Genomic DNA, 18,892 nt, shown 5'->3' with positions numbered 1-18,892 from the left:
CCAGATGGGGCATCACCGGCCCATGCCGATCACACCCACGGGGTTCGCCCACGTCCGCCTGACCGTCACCGACATCGAGCGCAGCAAGCAGTTCTACGACCAGGTCCTCGGCCTGCCCGTGGCCGTCGACGGCCGGGACGGCGACCCGGCGTGGACGTTCGGCGGCGTCGTCTACCAGATCGACGAGCAGACCCTGCTCGGCCTGCGCCCCGTCGGCGGGGACCGGTTCGACGAGGACCGCACCGGTCTGGACCACCTGTCGCTGTGGGTGGAGTCCAAGGAGGCCCTCGACGACGCCGTCCGGCACCTGGATGCCCTCGGCATCCCGCACGAGGACGTCAAGGACATCGACCTCATGTGGATCCTCGAGTTCCGCGACCCCGACGGCGTGGCCCTGGAGCTGTCGGCCCCCAAGTAGGAGGCGGGCCTCGTAGGGTGCGGGGGGTGGGGGCACTCGGCGGGTTGGTCGATCGGGGCTTGATGGCGCCGGACTGGGCGGAGGCCATGGCCCCCGTCGAGGAGCGCATCGCCGCCCTCGGCCAGTTCCTGCGCGACGAGGTCGCCGCCGGCCGTCCCTACCTCCCGCACGGCGACCAGGTGTTCCGGGCGTTCCAGGCGCCGCTGGCCGACGTCCGGGTGCTGGTCGTGGGCCAGGACCCCTACCCGACACCCGGGCACCCCATCGGGCTGAGCTTCGCCGTCGACCGGCACGTGCGGCCGCTGCCGAAGTCGCTGGTCAACATCTACCGCGAGCTGCGCGACGACCTCGGCATCGAGCCCGCGGCCCACGGTGACCTGACGCCGTGGCGCGACCGCGGGGTCATGCTGCTCAACCGCGCGCTCACCGTCCGCCCCGGTGAGCCGGCCTCGCACCGCGGGCAGGGCTGGGAGCACGTGACCGCGCACGCCATCTCCGTGCTCGTCGAGCGGGCCGTCGCCGGTCAGCCGATGGCCGCGATCCTCTGGGGCAAGGACGCCCAGGGCCTCGAGCCGCACCTGGGCCCGGTGCCGTTCGTCGCCTCGCCGCACCCCTCGCCGCTGTCGGCCTCCCGCGGCTTCTTCGGGTCGAAGCCGTTCAGCCGGGTGAACGCCCTGCTCGCCGAGCAGGGCGCCCCGGGGATCGACTGGTCACTGCCGGCCGCCGACGACCTCGGCTGAACCCCGGGCACGGGAGCCCGTGCACCCGGTCGCGGGGCCCGTCGCCGGGTGCACGGGCTCCCATGCCGGCCAGCACGGGGTGGCCGGCCGGCGCGGGGTGTCCGGGACAGCGCGGGGTGGCCGGTTCGGGCGCAGCGGGCTGGCCGGGTCAAGCGGACGGCGGCGGCCACTCCTTCGCGACCATCGTCAGGACGTCGTAGGTGGCCACCGGCTGGCCCTGCGAGTCGACGACGACGGCATCCCAGCGGACCTCGCCGTGCTCGGCGCCCCCACGCGGGGTGATCTGCTTGCAGGTCAGCGTCACGGTGACCTGCTCGCCGGGCTTCACCGGGGTCAGGAAGCGCAGGTTGTCCACGCCGTAGTTCGCCAGCACCGGGCCCGGGTCGGGGTCGACGAACAGCCCCGCCGCCCAGCTCACGATGAGGTACCCGTGCGCCACCCGGCCGCCGAACAGCGGGTTGGCCGCGGCGGCCACCTCGTCCATGTGCGCGTAGAAGGTGTCGCCGGTGAACTCGGCGAAGTGCTCGACGTCGGCCAGCGTGATCTCCCGCGGGCCGGCGGTGACCGAGTCACCGATCCGCAGCTCGGCCAGCGACTTGCGGAAGGGGTGCACGCCGTCGTCGTTGCGTGCAGCGCCGGTCACCCAGCGTCGGCCGACACCGGTGAGCACGTCGGGGGAGCCCTGGACGGCGGTGCGCTGCATGTGGTGCAGCACGCCGCGGGCGCCGCCCAGTTCCTCGCCGCCGCCGGCGCGCCCGGGGCCGCCGTGCACCAGCACCGGCAGCGGGGAGCCGTGGCCGGTGGACTCGCGGGCGTCGTCCCGGTCGAGCACGTGGATGCGGCCGTGCGCCGAGCCCGCACCGAGCACGAACTGCCGGGCCACGGCCGGGTCGTGGGTGACCAGCGAGGCCACCAGGGACCCCTGGCCGCGGCGGGCGAGGGCGACTGCGTCGTCCAGGCCGTCGTAGGTGAGCACGGTGGAGACCGGGCCGAAGGCCTCGACGTCGTGCGGCTCGGGAGCGGCCGGGTCGTCGCAGCGCAGCAGCATCGGCGGCAGGAACGCGCCGCGCTCGCGGTCGGCGCCGACCACCCGGAAGTCCGAGGGGTCCCCGACGACGAGCGAGGCGTGGGTGCGCAGCCGCTCGACGGCCCGCAGCACCTCGTCGACCTGGTCGCGGGAGGCCAGCGCCCCCATGGTCACGCCGTCGGCGCCCGGGGCGCCCACGACGACGTCGGCCAACCGCGCCCGCAGCGCCTCGACGACGGCGTCGGCGTGGTCGCGGGGCACGATCGCGCGGCGGATCGCGGTGCACTTCTGGCCCGCCTTGACCGTCATCTCGGTGACCACGCCGTCGACGAACAGGTCGAACTCCGGCGTCCCCGGGCCGGCGTCGGGGCCCAGCACCGAGCAGTTCAGCGAGTCGGCCTCGGCGTTGAACCGCACGGCCCGCTCGGTGACCGCGGGGTGCGAGCGCAGCAGCGCGGCGGTCGACGCCGAGCCGGTGAACCCGACCAGGTCCTGGCCGTCGAGGTGGTCGAGCAGCCCGGACCCCGAGCCGGCGAGCAGCTGCACCGACCCCTCGGGCAGCAACCCGGTCTCCACCATCGCCCGGAACACCGCCTCGGTGAGGTAGGCGGTCTGCGAGGCCGGCTTCACGATGGTCGGCATCCCGGCCAGGAACGCCGGCGCGAGCTTCTCGAGCATCCCCCAGACCGGGAAGTTGAAGGCGTTGATCTGCACCGCGACACCGGTCAGCGAGGTGTACACGTGCTGGCCGAGGAAGGTTCCGCGCTTGCCGAGCGGGGTCGGGAGGCCGTCGAGCACGAGGACGTCGTCGGGCAGCTCGCGGCGACCGGTGGAGGCGTAGGAGAGCAGGGTGCCGAAGCCGCCGTCGACGTCGACGAGGTTGTCGGCGGCCGTGGCCCCGGTGCGGTGGGAGACGGCGGAGAACTCGTCCTTGCGGCCCATGAGGTGCAGGCCGACCGCCTTGAGCAGCGCGGCTCGCTGGTGGAAGGTCAGCTCGCGCAGCGCCGGGCCGCCGACGGCCCGGGCGTGGTCGACCATGGCGCCGACGTCCAGGCCTCGGCTGCCGATGCGGGCCACGGTCTCGCCGGTGACGGCGTCGGGCAGCGGGGTGCCCTCGTCGGCCGAGGCCCACCAGCGGCCGGCGACGTAGCTCTCGAGCAGCGGGGCAGCGGTCACGAGGTGCTCCTCAATCCGGAGAACAGGGTGGTGACCAGGCCGTCGGCGAGGTCGTCGGACCCGAGGTCACCGCCGGGGCGGTACCACTCGGTCAGGGAGTTGACGGTGCCGAAGAGCAGCCTGCTGGTGAGCGCGGGGTCGACGTCCGGGCGCACGGAGCCCTCGGCGACGCAGGCGCGCACCAGCTCGGTGACCGCCCGGTCGAACTCGCGCCGCCGTCCGAGCGCCCGGGCCTCGACCGGGGAGTTGCCCCGCACCCGCAGCAGCAGGGTGACGAAGGGCAGCTCGGTGGTGAGCACGCGGACCGACCCGCGGACGACGGCCTCCAGCCGGTCGATGGCCGGGCCCTCGCCGGCGTGGTCGAGCACGGCGAACAGCCCGTCCAGCGCGCGGTCCAGGGCCAGCTCCAGCAGCTCGACCTTCGAGCGCACGTGGTGGTAGATCGCCGACTTCGTGACCCCCAGCCGCTCGGCCAGGACGTCCATCGAGGTGGCCTCGTAGCCGCGCTCGATGAACACCGCGACGGCGGTGTCGAGCAGGGAGTCCAGCGAGTGGCCCGGCCGTCCGCGCCGGACGGGTGCGGTCACCGGCTGCGCTTGTCGGTCAGCCGCTGCAGCTTGCCCATCGACCGGGGGAGGGTCTCGGGGTCGACGACGACCACCTCGACGCTGGTGCCCACGGTCTCCTTGAGGCCGACCTGCACCTCGGCCGCCGCCGGGGCGCGCCGGTCGGGTGGGCAGTCGGGCCGGGCCTCGACGCTGACGACGAGGTGGTCCAGGCGGCCGCGGGTCGACAGCTCCAGCGCGAAGTGCGGCGACAGGCCCGGGGTGCGCAGCACGACCTCCTCGATCTGGGTGGGGAAGAGGTTCACCCCGCGCAGGATGATCATGTCGTCGGTGCGGCCGGTGACCTTCTGCATGCGCCGCATCCCCGGCCGCGCGGTGCCCGGCAGCAACCGGGTGAGGTCGCGGGTGCGGTACCGGATGATCGGCAGCGCCTCCTTGGTGAGCGAGGTGAACAGCAGCTCGCCCTCCTCGCCGTCGGCGAGCGGTTCGGCGGTCAGCGGGTCGACGACCTCGGGGTAGAAGTGGTCCTCCCAGACGTGCAGGCCGTCCTTGGTCTCGACGCACTCCTGGCTGACGCCGGGGCCCATGACCTCGCTCAGCCCGTAGATGTCGACCGCGTGGATGTCGAGCCGGTCCTCCATCTCGCGGCGCATCTGCTCGGTCCACGGCTCGGCGCCGAAGATGCCGATCTGCAGGCTCGACGAGCGCGGGTCCACGCCCTGCCGCTCGAACTCGTCGACCAGGGCGAGCATGTAGGACGGCGTCACCATGATGATCCGCGGGCCGAAGTCGCCGATCAGCTGCACCTGTCGCGGGGTCATGCCACCGGAGATCGGCACGACGGTGCAGCCCAGCGCCTCGGCCCCGTAGTGCGCACCCAGGCCCCCGGTGAACAGCCCGTAGCCGTAGGCGTTGTGCAGCATGTCGCCGCTGCGCCCACCGGCCGCCCGGATCGAGCGGGCCATGACGGTGGCCCAGGTGTCGACGTCCTTGCGGGTGTAGCCGACGACGGTGGGCTTGCCGGTGGTGCCCGAGCTCGCGTGCACCCGGGCGACCTGGTCCTGCGGGACGGCGAACATGCCGAAGGGGTAGTTCTCGCGCAGGTCGGCCTTCGACGTGGTGGGGAACTTCGCCAGGTCGGCCAGCTCGTGGCAGTCGTCGGGGTGCACGCCGTGCGCGTCGAAGGACCGGCGGTAGTGGGGCACGTTCTCGTAGGCGTGCCGGAGCGTCCACTGCAGCCGCTCCAGCTGCAGGGCCCGCAGCTCGTCGGTGCCCATCCGCTCCGCCGGGTCCAGCAGGGCCGGGTCGGGGGCCTCGCCGAGGCGCTGCGGTGCGGACGTCGTCACGTGGTCTCCCGGGTCTGACGATTACTGACCGATCGGTCAGTCATGCAAGACCCGGGGACGGCGGCTGTCAACCCGCGGTCATGTCCCCGGTGGCCGGGGTGCCCTCGCCCAGGCCGTAGCGCAGCAGGACCGTGCCGGTCGGCGTCGCGGCCGGCGGGTCGAGCAGGTGCAGGTTGGTGGGCACCGCGCCGTCGGCGACGACCTTCTTGCCGGCGCCGAGCGTGATCGGGTGCAGCCACAGATGCAGCTCGTCGAACAGCTTCTCCCGCAGCAGGGTCTGCACCAGGTCGAGGCTGCCGACGACCTTGACCACCTCGTGCCGTTCCCGGACCTCCCGGACGGCGGCGGGCAGGTCCGGGCCCAGCAGGGTGGACCCGGCCCAGCTCAGCTCGGGGGCGCCGCGGGAGGCCACGTACTTGGGGACGGCGTTGAACAGCTCGGCGAACGGGCCGGTCTGTCGCGGCCAGTACGCGGCGAAGATGTCGTAGGTGCGCCGGCCCAGCAGCAGCGCATCGGTGCCCGCGTAGGACGCCTGCACCTGCGCGCCGGCGTCGGGGTGCATCAGCGGCGCCTGCCAGCCGCCGAAGCCGAACCCGCCGCTGGGGTCCTCGTCCGGCCCGCCGGGCGCCTGGCCCACGAGGTCGAGGGTGGCGAACAGCTCGAGGTGGATCTGGCCCATGGCGTGCTCCCGGGTCTCGGTGGTGTCTGCGTGCTGTCGGGGTGGGGACCGGTCGCCGCGCCGGGACTCATCGGGGTTGTGCGGCGCCGCGATCCGGGGCACACTCATTACCGACCGGATGGTCAGTAATTGCCGCAGGAGGTTCGCCGGATGTCCGCACCGACCGCTGTCCGCCCGACCGAGGACGAGCTGCAGGCGCAGTTCGACGCCACCATCGCCGCCGACCGCCGCATCGAGCCGCGCGACTGGATGCCGGAGAAGTACCGGGCCGGCCTGGTGCGCCAGATCGCCCAGCACGCGCACTCGGAGATCATCGGCATGCAGCCCGAGGGCGACTGGCTGCTCAAGGCCCCCTCGCTGCGCCGCAAGGCCGTGCTGCTGGCCAAGGTGCAGGACGAGGCCGGCCACGGCATGTACCTCTACTCCGCGGCCGAGACGCTCGGCGCCGACCGGGCCGACCTCACCGACAAGCTGGTCAACGGCAAGCAGAAGTACTCCTCGATCTTCAACTACCCGACGCTGACCTACGCCGACTGCGGGGTCATCGGCTGGCTGGTCGACGGCGCGGCCATCTGCAACCAGGTTCCGCTGTGCCGCTCCAGCTACGGGCCCTACGCCCGCGCCATGATCCGGGTCTGCAAGGAGGAGTCCTTCCACCAACGGCAGGGCTACGAGCTGCTCATGACGATGATGCGCGGCACCGACGCGCAGCGGGCCATGGTGCAGGACGCCGTGGACCGCTGGTGGTGGCCCTCGCTCATGATGTTCGGCCCGCCGGACGACGACAGCCCCAACTCGGCGCAGTCCATGGCCTGGGGCGTGAAGCGGCACAGCAACGACGAGCTGCGCCAGCGCTTCGTCGACATGTCGGTGCCGCAGGCGGAGGCCCTCGGCGTCACGCTGCCCGACCCCGAACTGGCCCTGGACGAGACCACCGGCCGGTACCGGTTCGGCCAGATCGACTGGACCGAGTTCAAGCAGGTCATCTCGGGCAACGGCCCGTGCAACGAGGAGCGGATCACCCGCCGCCGGGCCGCGCGCGACGACAACGCCTGGGTCACCGAGGCCGCCACCGCCTACGCCGCGAAGCACTCGGCATGAGCGACCCGACCGCCGAGACCACCGCGGAGGGCGGGCACGGCGCCGTCCCCACGAGCCCCGAGGTGCCCAGCGGCGCCCACCCTTCGCCCTCGGGCGCGGCGCGCCGGGACTGGCCGCTCTACGAGTGCTTCGTGCGCGGCAAGCGCGGGCTCAACCACGTGCACGTCGGGTCGCTGCACGCCCCCGACGACGAGATGGCCGTGCACGCCGCCCGCGACCTGTTCACCCGCCGCAACGAGGGCGTGAGCATCTGGGTGGTACGGGCGTCCCACATCACCGCGTCGAGCCCCGACGAGAAGGACCCGATGTTCGCCCCCGCCGGCGACAAGGTCTACCGCCACCCCACGTTCTACGAGATCCCCGAGGACGTCCCCCACATCTGAAGGACCCCCTCCCACCCCCGGACGCCCTCGTTCCTCGGTCGCCCGGGGCCCCTGGGAGGGGGCCGTTCCAGACACCGGCTGCGAGAACCAGGAGCGTTGCGTTGGCGCACGAGGAGACCGTCTACGACGCGTTGGACCACGCCCACGGGGGCGAGGGCCAGTGGGCGTTCGGCACCGGGTTCGACGACCCGCTCGCCGGGGTCGACACGACGATCCCGGACGGCGTGGACGCGGCCGACCTGGGCGCCTACTGCCTGATGCTCGGCGACGACGCCCTGGTGCTGTGCCAGCGGCTCACCGAGTGGGCCACCCGCGCGCCGGAGCTCGAGGAGGAGGTCGCGATCGCCAACTGCGGCCTCGACCTGCTCGGCCAGGCCCGGCTGCTGCTGGCCCGCGCCGGCAGCTGCGGGGTGCTCGGCCGCAGCCGCCAGCACGCCACCGACTCGATCCCCGACGAGGACGCGCTGGCCTACTTCCGCGACCCCGACGAGTTCGTGAACCACCAGCTGGTGGAGGCCGACGGCGGCGACTTCGCGCAGACCATGGTGCGGCTGCTGGTCGCCAGCACCGCCCGCTTGGCGCTGTTCGTCCGGCTGCGCGAGTCCCGCGACCCCGTGGTCAGCGCCATCGCGGCCAAGGGCGTGCCCGAGCTGACCTACCACCGCGACCACGCCGCCCGCTGGGTGCTGCGCCTCGGCGACGGCACCGCCGAGTCCCACCGTCGCGCGCAGGCCGCCGTCGACGCGGTGTGGCCGCTCACCGCCGACCTGTTCACCGCCACGGACGTCGAGCGGCGCCTGGTGGAGCAGGGCGTGGCCGTGGACCCCGCGCCCACCCGCGACGAGGTGCGCGACGTCCTCACCATGGTGCTCGAGCGGGCGACCCTGACCGTGCCCGCGTGGCCGGCCGACCGGCCCAGCCCGGGCCGGGCGGGGGAGCACACCGACGAGCTGGCACCGCTGCTGGCCACCCTGCAGGGCCTGGCCCGCGAGCACCCGGCGGCCACCTGGTGAGCACCGCGCTCGAGGTGGCGCAGACCGTCACCGACCCCGAGTTGCCGATGCTCACGCTGGCCGACCTCGGCGTGCTGCGGGACGTCCGCACCGAGGGGGAGCAGGTGGTCGTCGAGATCACCCCCACCTACTCGGGCTGCCCGGCGATGGGGGTCATGCGCGCCGACCTGGTGCACGCGCTGCACCGGGCCGGGTTCGCCGACGTCGACGTCCGCACCGTGCTCTCGCCGCCGTGGTCGACCGACTGGATCAGCGACGAGGGCCGCCGCAAGCTCGCCGCCGGCGGCATCGCCCCGCCCGGCCCGGCCACGAGGCACACCGGCCCGATCCCGCTGTCCCTCGGCCCCACCCGCCGGACGGCGACCTGCCCGGTGTGCGGGTCGGCCGACACCGAGGAGCTCAGCGAGTTCAGCGGCACCGCCTGCAAGGCGCTGCGCCGCTGCCGCACCTGCCGGGAACCGTTCGAGCACGTCAAGGAGATCTAGTGGCGCGCACCCGTCCGACCTTCCACCCGCTGACGGTGGCCCGGGTCGAGCAGCTCACCGACGACGCCGTCGCGGTCACCTTCGACGTGCCCGACCACCTCGCCGAGGACTACGCCTTCGCCCCCGGCCAGGCGCTCACCCTGCGCCGCGTGGACGGCGACCGCGACGAGCGCCGCTCGTACTCCATCTGCGCGCCGGTCGGCGCCGCCCCGCGGGTGGGCGTGCGCGAGGTGCCCGGCGGCTACTTCTCGGCGTGGTTGGTCAACGAGGTGCGACCCGGCCAGCAGATCGACGTCCTGCCCCCGTCGGGCACGTTCACCGCCGACCTGTCCACCCCGGCCGACCACGTGTTCGTCGTCGCCGGGTCCGGGGTCACCCCGGCGCTGAGCCTGGCGGGCACCGTGCTGCGCGACGGCGAGTCCATGGTGACGGTGTTCTACGGCAACCGCCGCACCAACACGGTGATGTTCGCCGACGAGCTGGCCGACCTCAAGGACCGCTACGGGGCTCGGCTGCAGCTGGTGCACGTGCTCTCCCGCGAGCCCCGCGACGCCGAGGTCACCAGCGGCCGGCTGGACGGCGAGCGGCTGCGCACCCTGGTCGGCGCCCTGGTCGACGTCCCCGAGGTCGACCACTGGTGGCTGTGCGGCCCGCACGGCATGGTCACCGAGGCCCGCGACCTGCTCGCCGAGCTGGGCGTGCCGCGCGAGCGGGTGCACCAGGAGCTGTTCTTCGTCGACGACGCGCCGCCGGAGCCGGTGCGCGGCGACGAGCAGACCGTGGACGGCCCCTCCAGCCAGGTGACGATCGTGCTCGACGGCCGGTCCACCACGCTGGCGCTGGAGCAGGGCGTGCCGGTGCTCGACAGCGCGCAGCGGGTGCGCTCGGACCTGCCCTTCGCCTGCAAGGGCGGCGTCTGCGGCACCTGCCGGGCCAAGGTCACCGCCGGCGAGGTCGAGATGCGGCGCAACTACGCCCTCGACCCCGACGAGGTGGCCAAGGGCTACGTGCTCACCTGCCAGACGGTGCCGGTGTCCCCGGAGGTCACCGTCGACTTCGACGCCTGACTACCCTGGGCTCGTGACGCGGAGAGTGGGGGCCGGGGGCTCCCGCGAGGAGCGGCAGGGGGGCTCGTCGCAGGCCGGGAGGGCCGTCGGCCGCGGTGGTCGTCCGGAGGACGACGGTGCCACCGAAGAGCTGATCGTGCTGCTGGACGACGACGGCACCGAGATCGGGACCATGCCCAAGCGGCTGGTCCACCACGGCGACACCCCGCTGCACCGGGCGTTCTCCGCCTACCTGTTCGACGACGCGGGCCGGCTGCTGGTGACCCGCCGCGCGCTGGACAAGCAGACCTTCCCCGGCATGTGGACCAACACCGTGTGCGGGCACCCCGGCCCCGGTGAGCCCGACGCCGACGCGATCGCCCGCCGTGCCGCCGACGAGCTGGGCCTGGCGGTCTCCGACCTGCGGCCGGCGCTGCCGGACTACCGCTACCGGGCCGAGCTGTTCGGCATCGTGGAGAACGAGATCTGCCCGGTGTACCTGGGCGTCTTCCGGGGCGAGCCGGTGCCCGCCGCCGGTGAGGTGGGGGAGTGGGAGGTGCTCGACTGGGCCGCCTTCCGCGCCCGGCAGGCCGCCGAGGGCGACGCGTGGTCGCCGTGGTGCCGTGAGCAGGCCGGCCTCATCGAGTCCCGAGGCCTGCTGCCGGCGGCCGGGGGGCCGGGCTCAGCTGCCTGACCCGGGGTCGTCCTCGGGGTGGCGCGGGTCGATCACCAGCCGGACGACGCACCCGTCGCCGTCGCGCAACGGAGCCGTGGTCATGCGGTCGACCGCCCGCCGGGCCAGCCACAGGCCCATGCCGCCGACGCTCAGGTCGCGGCCGTGGGCCGGCCCGTAGCCGGCCAGCGGCTCGTCGAAGCCGGGCCCGCGGTCGGCGACCGCGCACAGCACGCGGTGCTCGGTCACCCACAGCCGCACGTCGACCGGTGGCATGCCGTGCTCACCGGCGTTGACCACCACCTCGTCGATGGCCAGCACCAGGTCCTCGGCCTCGTCGGGGTCCAGCGGGCCGTCGGCCAGCGCCCCGGCCAGCGCCCGGCGCAGCTCCCGCATGCTGCCGACGTCGGCCACCTCCAGGGTGGGCGGGGTGGCCTCGACGGGGTCGGGGCCGGGCTCGGTCCACAGCGACCGCAGCACGTGGGCCGGCTCGCGCCACCCCTGGTTGCCCACCACGTCGGCGTCGGCGTCGGCGGGCAGCAGCCACGGGTGGCACGACTGCGCCGTCGTCAGGTCGTCGCCGAGCCGGGCGGGGTCGAGCACGCAGAAGTGGTCGACCGGCCGGTCGACGAGCACGTGGTTGAGCAGGGCCTCGGTCTGCAGCCACGCCACCACGCCGGCGGTGGACTGGCAGTCGCTGTCGGTGATCAGCTGCAGCCGGGTGCCCGGGGCGGTGAACCGGTCGAGCACCGACGTGTAGCCGGCCAGCGCGTCGGGGGCCCGGCCGGCCAGCAGGTCGGGGTCGACCACGTGCACCGCGGCCGGGGCCAGCTGCGCCTCCAGCGCGGTGCGCAGCCCGGGCGAGCAGGCCAGCAGCACCGGCGCCCCGCCGTCGAGGCCCCGTCGCAGCGCCGGGAGCAGGTGCTGCGCGCACCCGGCATCGGGCGCTCCCCGGTGGGCGACGTGCCGGTACCCCTCGACCTGCACGACCTCACCCCGTCCTCGACCTGACCGAGACCACTGCTTGCCCGCTGGAGCGCGTCGCACACATCAGCAGGCGCAGATCACGCGCCGCGCGGTTGGCACCCCCCTCGCGCAGGGCAGCAGGGGCAGGTGACGACGACCACCGCCGGGACCACCGCCGGGACCACCGCCGGGACCGCTCCCGGGGATGCTGCCTGCCCCAAGCGCATGGTGCACGGTCCCTGTGGCGGTGTGCGCGACGACGGCCGCTGCGAGGTCGCCGACCACCCCTGCACCTTCCTGTACCACCCCCTGCCGAGCTGGCCCGTACCCGTGCCCGCGCCCGCGCCCCGCCCGGGCGGTCTGCTCGACCGGGCCACCCGCGGCGCGGTGGTGCTGACCGACCTGACGGTCGCCCCGTTCGACCCCGCGTCGGTGCGGGCCGTGGTCGCCGAGGTCGGCGGCGTCAGCGACGCCGTCCTGGTCGGGGAGCACCAGAACCGCCCCGACCTGCCGCCGGTGCAGATGGCCGCCGAGGTGCTCGCCGCCGGTGGTCGGCCGTGGACGACGCTGGCCTGCCGCGACCGCAACCGGCTCGTGCTGGAGCAGGAGCTGGTGGGTCTCGCGCTGACCGGGGTGGACGGGGTCCTCTGCGTCACCGGTGACGGCCGGGGCCCGGGCGTGCGCCCCGGCGTCACCCAGGTGTTCGACCTCGACGGCCCCCGGCTGACCGCGCTGGCGGCGGGAACAGGCCTGTCGGTCGCCGTGCCCGAGTCGCCCGAGGCCCCGCCGCGGGACCTCCGCCCCGCCCGGGTGGCCCGCAAGCAGCGGGCCGGCGCCGCGCTGTGCGTGCTCAACCACGTATCCGGTGCCGACCGGGTCGCCACCTTCGTGCGGGCGGCCCGGGCAGCCGGTGCCACGCTGCCGTTCATCGCTGCGGTCGCGGTCTACAGCGACGAGCGCTCGGCCCGGGTGCTGCAGGCCTTCCCCGGCCTGCACCTCGACGGCGCCGCCGTGCAGCGGGTGCTCGACGCCCCGGACCCCGTCGAGGCCGGCATCGCCGCGGCGGTGGCCGAGGCCCGCGCCCTGCTCGCCGTGCCCGGGGTGATCGGGGTCAACCTCTCCGGGCTGGCGTCCGACCGCGGGGTGCTCGCCGGCGCGCGGGTCAAGGCCGAGGTCGCCCGCCGGGTGCGCGGGGCCGGGGGTGCGGCATGAGCGCGATGGACGACGAGTTCGACGTCGTGGCGGCCTGGACGGAGGAGGCGGCGCGGGCGCTGGGACCCGGGCACGCGGTGCCGGCCGGCTGCCGGGGTTCGGGCAGCCTGGGCTCGCTGCGGTGGTTGGCCGACCGGCTGGACCTGCGACCGGGGGCGCGACTGGTCGACTCCGGCTCCGGCGTCGGTGGGCCGGCCGCCTGGCTGGCCGGGGACCGGCAGGTGCAGCCGGTGTGCGTCGAGCCCATGGTCGGGGCGGTGCACGCCTCACGGCGGTTGTTCGGCCTGCCCACCGTGCTCGGCGCGGCCCAGGCCCTGCCGCTGGCCGACCGCACGGCGGACGGAGCCTGGTGCCTGGGCGTGCTGTGCACCACCGACGACAAGGCCGGTGCGCTGGCCGAGCTGCACCGCGTGCTGGTGCCCGGTGGCCGGCTGGGGTTGCTGGTCTTCGTGCAGGACGGGCCGCTGCACGCACCCGCCCCGGAGGGCAACGTGTTCCCGTCGTCGGCCGAGCTGACCACGCAGCTGGCCGAGGCCGGGTTCGCCGTCCGGGAGCGGGCCGTCGCCGACCTGCACGACAACCCGCACGAGTGGGCCGACGCCGCCGACGCCGTCGAGGCCGAGGTCGAGCGTCGGCACGGCGACGACGCCCGGTGGGCGCGGGCGCAGGAGCAGTCCGGCCGCATGGGCACGCTGTTGGGGTCCGGGGACCTCGAACCGCTGCTGGTGGTGGCGCAGCGCTCGGCATGAGCCGGCCCGCCGCGCTGTTGGGCGCGGTGTGCACGCGGACGTGGTGGTGGTCGGGGCCGGGCAGGCCGGCCTGTCGGCGGCGCACCACCTGCGGCGGGCCGGGGCCGACTTCGTCGTGCTCGACGCCGACGACGCGCCGGGCGGGGCCTGGCAGCACCGCTGGGACTCCCTGCGCCTGGACCGGGCCAACGGCATCGCCGACCTGCCCGGGCTACCGCTGACCGGGGACCCGCAGGAGCGGGCGTCGGTCGCGATGGCCCGGTACTTCGGCGAGTACGAGGCGCACTTCGACCTGCCGGTGCGGCGCCCGGTCGCCGTCCGCCGGGTGACCCGGACCGAGGACGGGTTCGCCCTCGACACCACCGCCGGCCGCTGGACCGCGCGTGGCCTCGTCAACGCCACCGGCACCTGGACCCGGCCGTTCTGGCCGGCCTACCCGGGCCGGGAGACCTTCCGCGGTCGACAGCTGCACGCCGCGCAGTACCCGGGCGCGGCGGCCTTCGCCGGGCAGCACGTGCTGGTCGTGGGCGGCGGGATCTCGGCGCTGCAGCTGCTCCTGGAGATCGCCGAGGTCACCCGCACCACGTGGGTGACCCGGCGGCCACCGGTCTGGCGGGACGGCGACTTCGACCCCGACGCCGGGCGCGCCGCCGTCGCACTGGTCGACCAGCGCGTGCGGGCCGGCCTGCCGCCGGGCAGCGTCGTGTCGGTGACGGGCCTGCCCGTCACGCCGGACGTCGTCCGGGCCCGCGAGCGGGGGCTGCTCGACCCGCTGCCGGCGCCCTCCCGCCTGACCCCGACCGGGGTCGCGTGGGACGACCCGCCGCGGACCCTCGACGTCGACGTCGTCCTGTGGGCCACCGGCTTCCGGGCGGCCCTGGACCATCTGGCCCCCCTGCACCTGCGCGCCCCCGGCGGCGGCATCGCCGTCGAGGGCACCCGGGTGGTCGCCGAGCCCCGGCTGCACCTGACCGGCTACGGACCCTCGGCCTCCACCATCGGCGCGAACCGGGCCGGCCGCACCGCCGTCCGGGAGCTGCTGGCCACGCTGGCGGCGTGAGTCACCGGTCGGGACGCGGGCGGTCCTGCTGGTGCATGCGGACGGCGAGCAGGGCGACGTCGTCCTCGGCGCGCTCGGGCAGCAGCTGGCCCAGCAGCGCGTCGACCAGCTCGTGCACCGGGAGGTCGCCGAGCGCGGACAACCGCCGGCGCAGGTCGGTGATGCCGTCGTCGAAGACCTGGTCGCGGCGCTCGACCAACCCGTCGGTGTAGAGCAGCACCGTCGAGCCGCGCGCCAGGACCGCCTCGTGCTGCTGGCGGGGCAGTGCCGGCTGCACGCCCAGCAGCAGGTCCGGCTGGTCGGCGTCGAGCAGCTCGGTGGACCCCTCGGGGGTCAGCACCACCGGGGGGAGGTGCCCGGCGTTGGACCAGACCAGCCGGGTGACCCCCTCGCCCTTCTCGTCGGAGGTCTGCTCGAGGCGGGCCACCAGCACCGAGGCCATGGCGTCCATCTGCAGCCCGGCCGCGGTGTGGTCGAGCCGGCGCAGCACCTGCGCCGGCCCGTCGCCGGTGTCGTAGGCGATGCCGCGCAGCAGGCCGCGCAGCTGGCCCATGACCGCGGCTGCCTCGGTGTCGTGGCCCACGACGTCGCCGATCACCAGCATCGTGGCGCCGTCGGGCTGCACGAACACGTCGTACCAGTCGCCGCCGACCTCGGCCTCGCGGGCGGCCGGGACGTAGCGCACGGCCATCTGCAGGTGGTCGGGCTGCGGGGGCTCGGACAGCATGCTGCGCTGGAGCGTCTCGGCGGCGCGGGCCACCCGGCGCGACCGTGCGTAGAGGGCCTCGAGCAGGTTGTGGCGCAGCTCCTTGGCCTCGGCCAGCTCGGCCTGTGTCCACGGCTCGGAGCGGCCGCGCACGGTCTCCTCCCACCGGGCGAAGGACTTGCGCGGGGAGATGCGCACCTCGTCGCCCTCGACCACGACGTCGGCCTTGCGGGTGGGGTCACCGCCCCAGTCCACGGTGCGGATCTTCTCCTGCCGGGCCCAGAGCACGTACTGGCCGTCGGGCAGCGGCACCACCAGCGCACCGCAGACGGTGTCGGTGGGGATCGCCAGGGCGGCGGCGTCGGCCACCAAGCTGTCGGTGGCGGCCACCTCGGCCGCCCGGTCGGCGGCCCAGCCGGCGATCGCGGCGTGCAGCTCGGGGGCCAGCGGCGCACCGCGCAGCGCCGTGTGGCCCTGCAGGTCGACCACCACGGTGTCGGCGTCGACCAGGTCGAGCAGGTCGGGGGTGCCGAGCAGGGCATCGGCCAGCGGCCGCTCCTCGTCGAGCGTCGCCGCGGTGAGCCAGGCCAGCGTGGAGCGCGCCCGCAGCGCCCGGCGCACCTCCTCCTCGGCGGCCCGGTCGACCAACCGCAGCGACAGGGTGGAGCCGAGGAACTCGGCGGCCGCGCGGGTGGCGTAGGGCGGGGCGTGCGGACCGCTGTAGTGGTGGCACGCGATGAGCCCCCACAGCTTGTCGTCGCGCAGCAGGGACAGCGACATCGACGCGGTGACGCCCATGTTGAGCAGGTACTCCACGTGGATCGGGGAGACGCTGCGCAGCGTGGAGAACGTGAGGTCCAGGGGCTGGCCGGTGGCCGGGTGGTCGACCGGGTGGATCGGCGCGGGGGTGTAGGGCACCTCCGAGATGAGCCGGATCCAGTTCTTCTCGTACAGCGCACGCGCCTGCGCCGGGATGTCCGAGGCGGGGTAGTGCAGCCCGAGGAAGGTCTCCAACCCGCCGTGCTGCGCCTCGGCGACCACCTCGCCGTTGTAGTCGGCGTCGTAGCGGTACAGCATCACGCGGTCGAAGCCGGTGAGGCTGCGCACCGCCTCGACGGTGGTGTCGTACAGGGCCTGCAGGTCGGTCGTGCGGTTGAGCTCGGCGATGGTGCTCCGCACGGCCTGGTAGGTGTTCGGGAAGCTGAACGGCCGGGGGCCGAAGGCCGGTTCGAGCTCCACGACCAGGCTGGTGGTCGGCGCCTGCCCGACACCCTCGCCCGGGTGCTGGGTGGCTCCCGCCGGGCCGTGCACGGCGCGGTGCAGGATCGCGTCCACCGGCACCGGGGTGCCGTCGAGGTCGAGGGTCAGCTCGACCGGGTTGCGCTCGCGCAGGTCGCCGAAGGCAGCCGCACTGCGTGCCACGGCCTGCGCCGGCACCGTGCCGATGACCTCGGCCAGCGGGCGGCCGAGGGCGGTCTCCCACGCCGTGCCGACGACGTCGGCCAGGTTCGCCGACACCTGCTCGACGACCAGGTCGGGCTCGCTGACGGCGATGAGCACCCCGCGCGGCTGGATGCTGCCCGGGACGTGGATGGGTTCGCGCTCGCAGTTGGACAGGTCGACCTGGGTGCCTGGGGCCAACCACTGCACGGGCTGGGTCTCCGTCACGCGGGGACACCTCCACCGGGTCGCGTGGGATCGGCGGGGGACGGCGACGCACTCTGCTGGACGTCGCGGCACCACAGCGCCATGGATCGGAAGGTACGTCGTGCCGCCGACACGAGCGCGTCGGCGTCGCCGCCGCGGGCCACGTGGTCGCGGGTGACGCGCCGGAAGGCGGCCCACCGGGCGCCGGTCGCCTCGCCGTACGGGCTGAAGGACGCCAGGGGCCCGACCCCGGCCATGGCCGGCAGGCCGGCGAGGTGCCGGTCGATGAACACCCCGCCCAGGGTCGAGCCCTCCAGCACGTAGAGCGTCCCCAGCGCCTCGTCGGTGGTCCCCGGCACGGGGACGTCGGCGGGCCGGGTGGGGTCGGGGGTGCCGCCCAGGGCGGCGAGGTCGGCGGCGAGGACGTGCGCGCGCCGGCGGTCGGCCCACTCGACGGCGGCGGCGTCGGCGGGCTCGGTCGCGGCCCAGGCGTCCAACCCGGCCTCCACCTCGACCCAGAAGGCGTGCATGCGCTGCAGCACGGCGCCCAGCCGCCGCGGCGTGAGGTCCGGGTCCAGCAGGTCGAGGGTGCCCTCGAGCTCGCGGTGCTCGTCGGTGGTCGCGGTGCGCAGCCGCAGCATGACGTCGGCGGCGGACTGCGGGTCGGGGCCGGGGTCGTGCGTCATCGGTCCCCCCTCATCAGACCGTCGACCCTAGTTGACCCCCGCGCGGTCGTCCGCGAGCCGTGGTCACCGGCGGTCAGCCGGGCGCTGCGCAGGGTCAGGTGCAGGGCCAGCCGGTCGCCGCCGTCGGCCAGGTCCAGCCCGGTCAGGGCGGCGATGCGGCCGAGCCGGTAGTACAGCGTCTGCCGGTGCACGACCAGCTCGGCGGCTGCCCGCTGGGGGGACCCGGCCCGGTCCAGCCACACCTCGGCGGTGCGGGTCAGCACCGGGTCCTCCAGCAGCGCCGCGAACGCCGGGTCCGGGCCGGCCAGCTGCACGACCTGGCGCCACGCCCCGAGCTCCCCCCACGACGCGACCGGGGCCAGCGCGGGCTCGACCGCGGCCACCCGGGCGGCGTCCACCGCCTCGCGCCACTGGGCCGGCAGCGACCGGCACCCCCGACGCGGTGCGGCCACCCCGGCGGTGCTGCCCGCGGGCAGCCGGTGCAGGGCCGCCGCGGAGAGCGCCACCGCCGGCCGGTCGTCGGCCACGTGCGGCAGCGGAAGCAGGACGGCGACCAGCGGCCCCACGGCGGCGCTGCGCGCACCGGCGCCGGGTGGCACCCAGGTGCCGGGCAACCCGGCCTCACCGGGCCGCAGCGCCACGAGGGTGACCGGGGTGTCCGCGCCCAGCCGGTCGGCCAGGCGGTGCGTGGCCGGCTCGTCCCCGGCCAGGGCCGGGTGCAGGTCGGCCGCGTCGTCGCTGCCGGGCCGGGTGGCCAGCAGCTCGCCGGCCCGGTCGGCCAGCCGGCGGGCCTCGGCCAGGCCGGGCTGGTCCGGGTGCTCGAGGTCGGTGCGGCCCTCGTCGAGCAGCCACAGCCAGCCGTGCAGCCGACCGCGGTGCCGCACCGGGAGGCACAGCCGGGTGAGGATGCCGGCGTCCGGGTCGGCGGGGGTGCGCAGCGGGCCGGTGGCCCGGTCGATGCCGAAACCGGCGAACCAGCGCCGGGTGTCGGCGGTGGACCCGCGGGTCAGGATCGACCGCGTGCGCACGGCGTCCAGACCCGTCAGGGCCTCGTCGCCCTGGGCGCAGAAGGCCAGCAGGGTGAAGTCGGGGTCCTCGAGCGTCGCGGGCGCGTCGAGCAGGCGGGAGACCTCGTCCACGATCTCCTGCAGGTCGTCGCGCACCAGACGATCGTACGAACGGATCCCGACAGCTGTCCGTGGCGATGGCCGCC

19 protein-coding genes are annotated in these 18,892 nt (G+C 75.1%); 11 read left to right on the top strand and 8 right to left on the bottom strand.

Annotated elements, in window-relative coordinates; all coding sequences use genetic code 11:
* The first annotated feature begins 22 nt into the window (after positions 1-22).
* Positions 23-418, top strand: a complete 396-nt coding sequence (locus tag TEK04_RS16480) for a VOC family protein (protein WP_336405440.1) — start codon at positions 23-25, stop codon at positions 416-418.
* A 26-nt stretch (positions 419-444) separates the two neighbouring features.
* On the top strand, positions 445-1,158 hold the full coding sequence (locus TEK04_RS16475) for a uracil-DNA glycosylase (RefSeq protein WP_336405439.1): 714 nt from the start codon (positions 445-447) through the stop codon (positions 1,156-1,158).
* A 148-nt stretch (positions 1,159-1,306) separates the two neighbouring features.
* Here the strand turns inward: TEK04_RS16475 and paaZ are convergent, their stop codons facing one another.
* The 4 genes from paaZ to TEK04_RS16455 all read right to left on the bottom strand — a co-directional run bounded on the left by paaZ (position 1,307) and on the right by TEK04_RS16455 (position 5,952).
* Complete coding sequence (gene paaZ, locus TEK04_RS16470; protein WP_336405438.1) at positions 1,307-3,361, bottom strand: phenylacetic acid degradation bifunctional protein PaaZ; 2,055 nt, start codon at positions 3,359-3,361, stop codon at positions 1,307-1,309.
* The gene (locus TEK04_RS16465; protein WP_336405437.1) at positions 3,358-3,948 is read right to left on the bottom strand and encodes a TetR/AcrR family transcriptional regulator; all 591 of its coding nucleotides are present in this window, start codon (positions 3,946-3,948) and stop codon (positions 3,358-3,360) included. The genes paaZ and TEK04_RS16465 overlap by 4 nt, the downstream gene beginning before the upstream one ends.
* Positions 3,945-5,273 carry a phenylacetate--CoA ligase PaaK gene (gene paaK / locus TEK04_RS16460; RefSeq protein WP_336405436.1) on the bottom strand — a complete coding sequence of 443 codons (1,329 nt, stop codon included), beginning with the start codon at positions 5,271-5,273 and terminating at the stop codon, positions 3,945-3,947. Before paaK ends, TEK04_RS16465 begins: the two co-directional genes overlap by 4 nt.
* A 67-nt stretch (positions 5,274-5,340) precedes the next feature.
* Positions 5,341-5,952 carry a dihydrofolate reductase family protein gene (locus tag TEK04_RS16455; RefSeq protein ID WP_336405435.1) on the bottom strand — a complete coding sequence of 204 codons (612 nt, stop codon included), beginning with the start codon at positions 5,950-5,952 and terminating at the stop codon, positions 5,341-5,343.
* Between the two features lie 150 nt (positions 5,953-6,102).
* On the opposite strand from TEK04_RS16455, the gene paaA reads away from it, so the two are divergent.
* The 6 genes from paaA (at position 6,103) to idi (ending at position 10,674) form a co-directional block, all read left to right on the top strand.
* Positions 6,103-7,053, top strand: a complete 951-nt coding sequence (gene paaA / locus TEK04_RS16450) for a 1,2-phenylacetyl-CoA epoxidase subunit PaaA (RefSeq protein ID WP_336405434.1) — start codon at positions 6,103-6,105, stop codon at positions 7,051-7,053.
* Positions 7,050-7,436: a 1,2-phenylacetyl-CoA epoxidase subunit PaaB gene (gene paaB, locus TEK04_RS16445; RefSeq protein ID WP_349257752.1), complete on the top strand. Its 387-nt coding sequence runs from the start codon at positions 7,050-7,052 to the stop codon at positions 7,434-7,436. Before paaA ends, paaB begins: the two co-directional genes overlap by 4 nt.
* A 101-nt stretch (positions 7,437-7,537) precedes the next feature.
* Positions 7,538-8,449, top strand: a complete 912-nt coding sequence (paaC, locus tag TEK04_RS16440; RefSeq protein WP_336405433.1) for a 1,2-phenylacetyl-CoA epoxidase subunit PaaC — start codon at positions 7,538-7,540, stop codon at positions 8,447-8,449.
* Positions 8,446-8,934 (top strand): 1,2-phenylacetyl-CoA epoxidase subunit PaaD, encoded by a 489-nt coding sequence (gene paaD / locus TEK04_RS16435; protein WP_336405432.1) that lies wholly within the window; start codon positions 8,446-8,448, stop codon positions 8,932-8,934. The genes paaC and paaD overlap by 4 nt, the downstream gene beginning before the upstream one ends.
* Positions 8,934-10,001, top strand: coding sequence for a 1,2-phenylacetyl-CoA epoxidase subunit PaaE (paaE, locus tag TEK04_RS16430; protein WP_336405431.1), 1,068 nt, complete (start codon positions 8,934-8,936; stop codon positions 9,999-10,001). The genes paaD and paaE overlap by 1 nt, the downstream gene beginning before the upstream one ends.
* A 13-nt stretch (positions 10,002-10,014) precedes the next feature.
* Entirely contained in the window at positions 10,015-10,674 is a 660-nt protein-coding gene (gene idi, locus TEK04_RS16425) for an isopentenyl-diphosphate Delta-isomerase (protein WP_336405430.1), read from the top strand.
* Here the strand turns inward: idi and TEK04_RS16420 are convergent.
* Positions 10,663-11,640, bottom strand: a complete 978-nt coding sequence (locus TEK04_RS16420; protein WP_336405429.1) for an ATP-binding protein — start codon at positions 11,638-11,640, stop codon at positions 10,663-10,665. The two genes, idi and TEK04_RS16420, sit on opposite strands and share 12 nt — an antisense overlap.
* Positions 11,641-11,766: 126 nt before the next feature.
* Between TEK04_RS16420 and TEK04_RS16415 the strand changes: the two genes are divergently transcribed.
* Genes TEK04_RS16415 through TEK04_RS16405 form a run of 3 tightly spaced genes read left to right on the top strand, consistent with a single transcriptional unit; the run spans position 11,767 to position 14,640 of the window.
* Complete coding sequence (locus tag TEK04_RS16415; RefSeq protein WP_336405428.1) at positions 11,767-12,831, top strand: methylenetetrahydrofolate reductase C-terminal domain-containing protein; 1,065 nt, start codon at positions 11,767-11,769, stop codon at positions 12,829-12,831.
* Positions 12,828-13,580 carry a class I SAM-dependent methyltransferase gene (locus TEK04_RS16410; protein WP_336405427.1) on the top strand — a complete coding sequence of 251 codons (753 nt, stop codon included), beginning with the start codon at positions 12,828-12,830 and terminating at the stop codon, positions 13,578-13,580. The genes TEK04_RS16415 and TEK04_RS16410 overlap by 4 nt, the downstream gene beginning before the upstream one ends.
* A 28-nt stretch (positions 13,581-13,608) precedes the next feature.
* Complete coding sequence (locus TEK04_RS16405) at positions 13,609-14,640, top strand: FAD-dependent oxidoreductase (RefSeq protein WP_336405426.1); 1,032 nt, start codon at positions 13,609-13,611, stop codon at positions 14,638-14,640.
* Between the two features lies 1 nt (position 14,641).
* On the opposite strand, the gene TEK04_RS16400 is transcribed toward TEK04_RS16405, so the two are convergent.
* The 3 genes from TEK04_RS16400 to TEK04_RS16390 are packed head-to-tail and all read right to left on the bottom strand — an operon-like array spanning position 14,642 to position 18,842.
* Positions 14,642-17,014: a SpoIIE family protein phosphatase gene (locus TEK04_RS16400; protein ID WP_336405425.1), complete on the bottom strand. Its 2,373-nt coding sequence runs from the start codon at positions 17,012-17,014 to the stop codon at positions 14,642-14,644.
* A complete protein-coding gene (locus TEK04_RS16395; RefSeq protein WP_336405424.1) occupies positions 17,011-17,679 on the bottom strand; it encodes a biliverdin-producing heme oxygenase in 669 nt (222 codons plus the stop codon). Before TEK04_RS16395 ends, TEK04_RS16400 begins: the two co-directional genes overlap by 4 nt.
* Entirely contained in the window at positions 17,676-18,842 is a 1,167-nt protein-coding gene (locus TEK04_RS16390; RefSeq protein WP_336405423.1) for a PucR family transcriptional regulator, read from the bottom strand. The genes TEK04_RS16395 and TEK04_RS16390 overlap by 4 nt, the downstream gene beginning before the upstream one ends.
* Positions 18,843-18,892 lie beyond the last annotated feature (50 nt).

It is taken from the genome of Klenkia sesuvii (assembly GCF_037083825.1).
Taxonomy (GTDB): domain Bacteria; phylum Actinomycetota; class Actinomycetes; order Mycobacteriales; family Geodermatophilaceae; genus Klenkia; species Klenkia sesuvii.
This window is presented reverse-complemented; position numbering and strand designations above follow the sequence as displayed.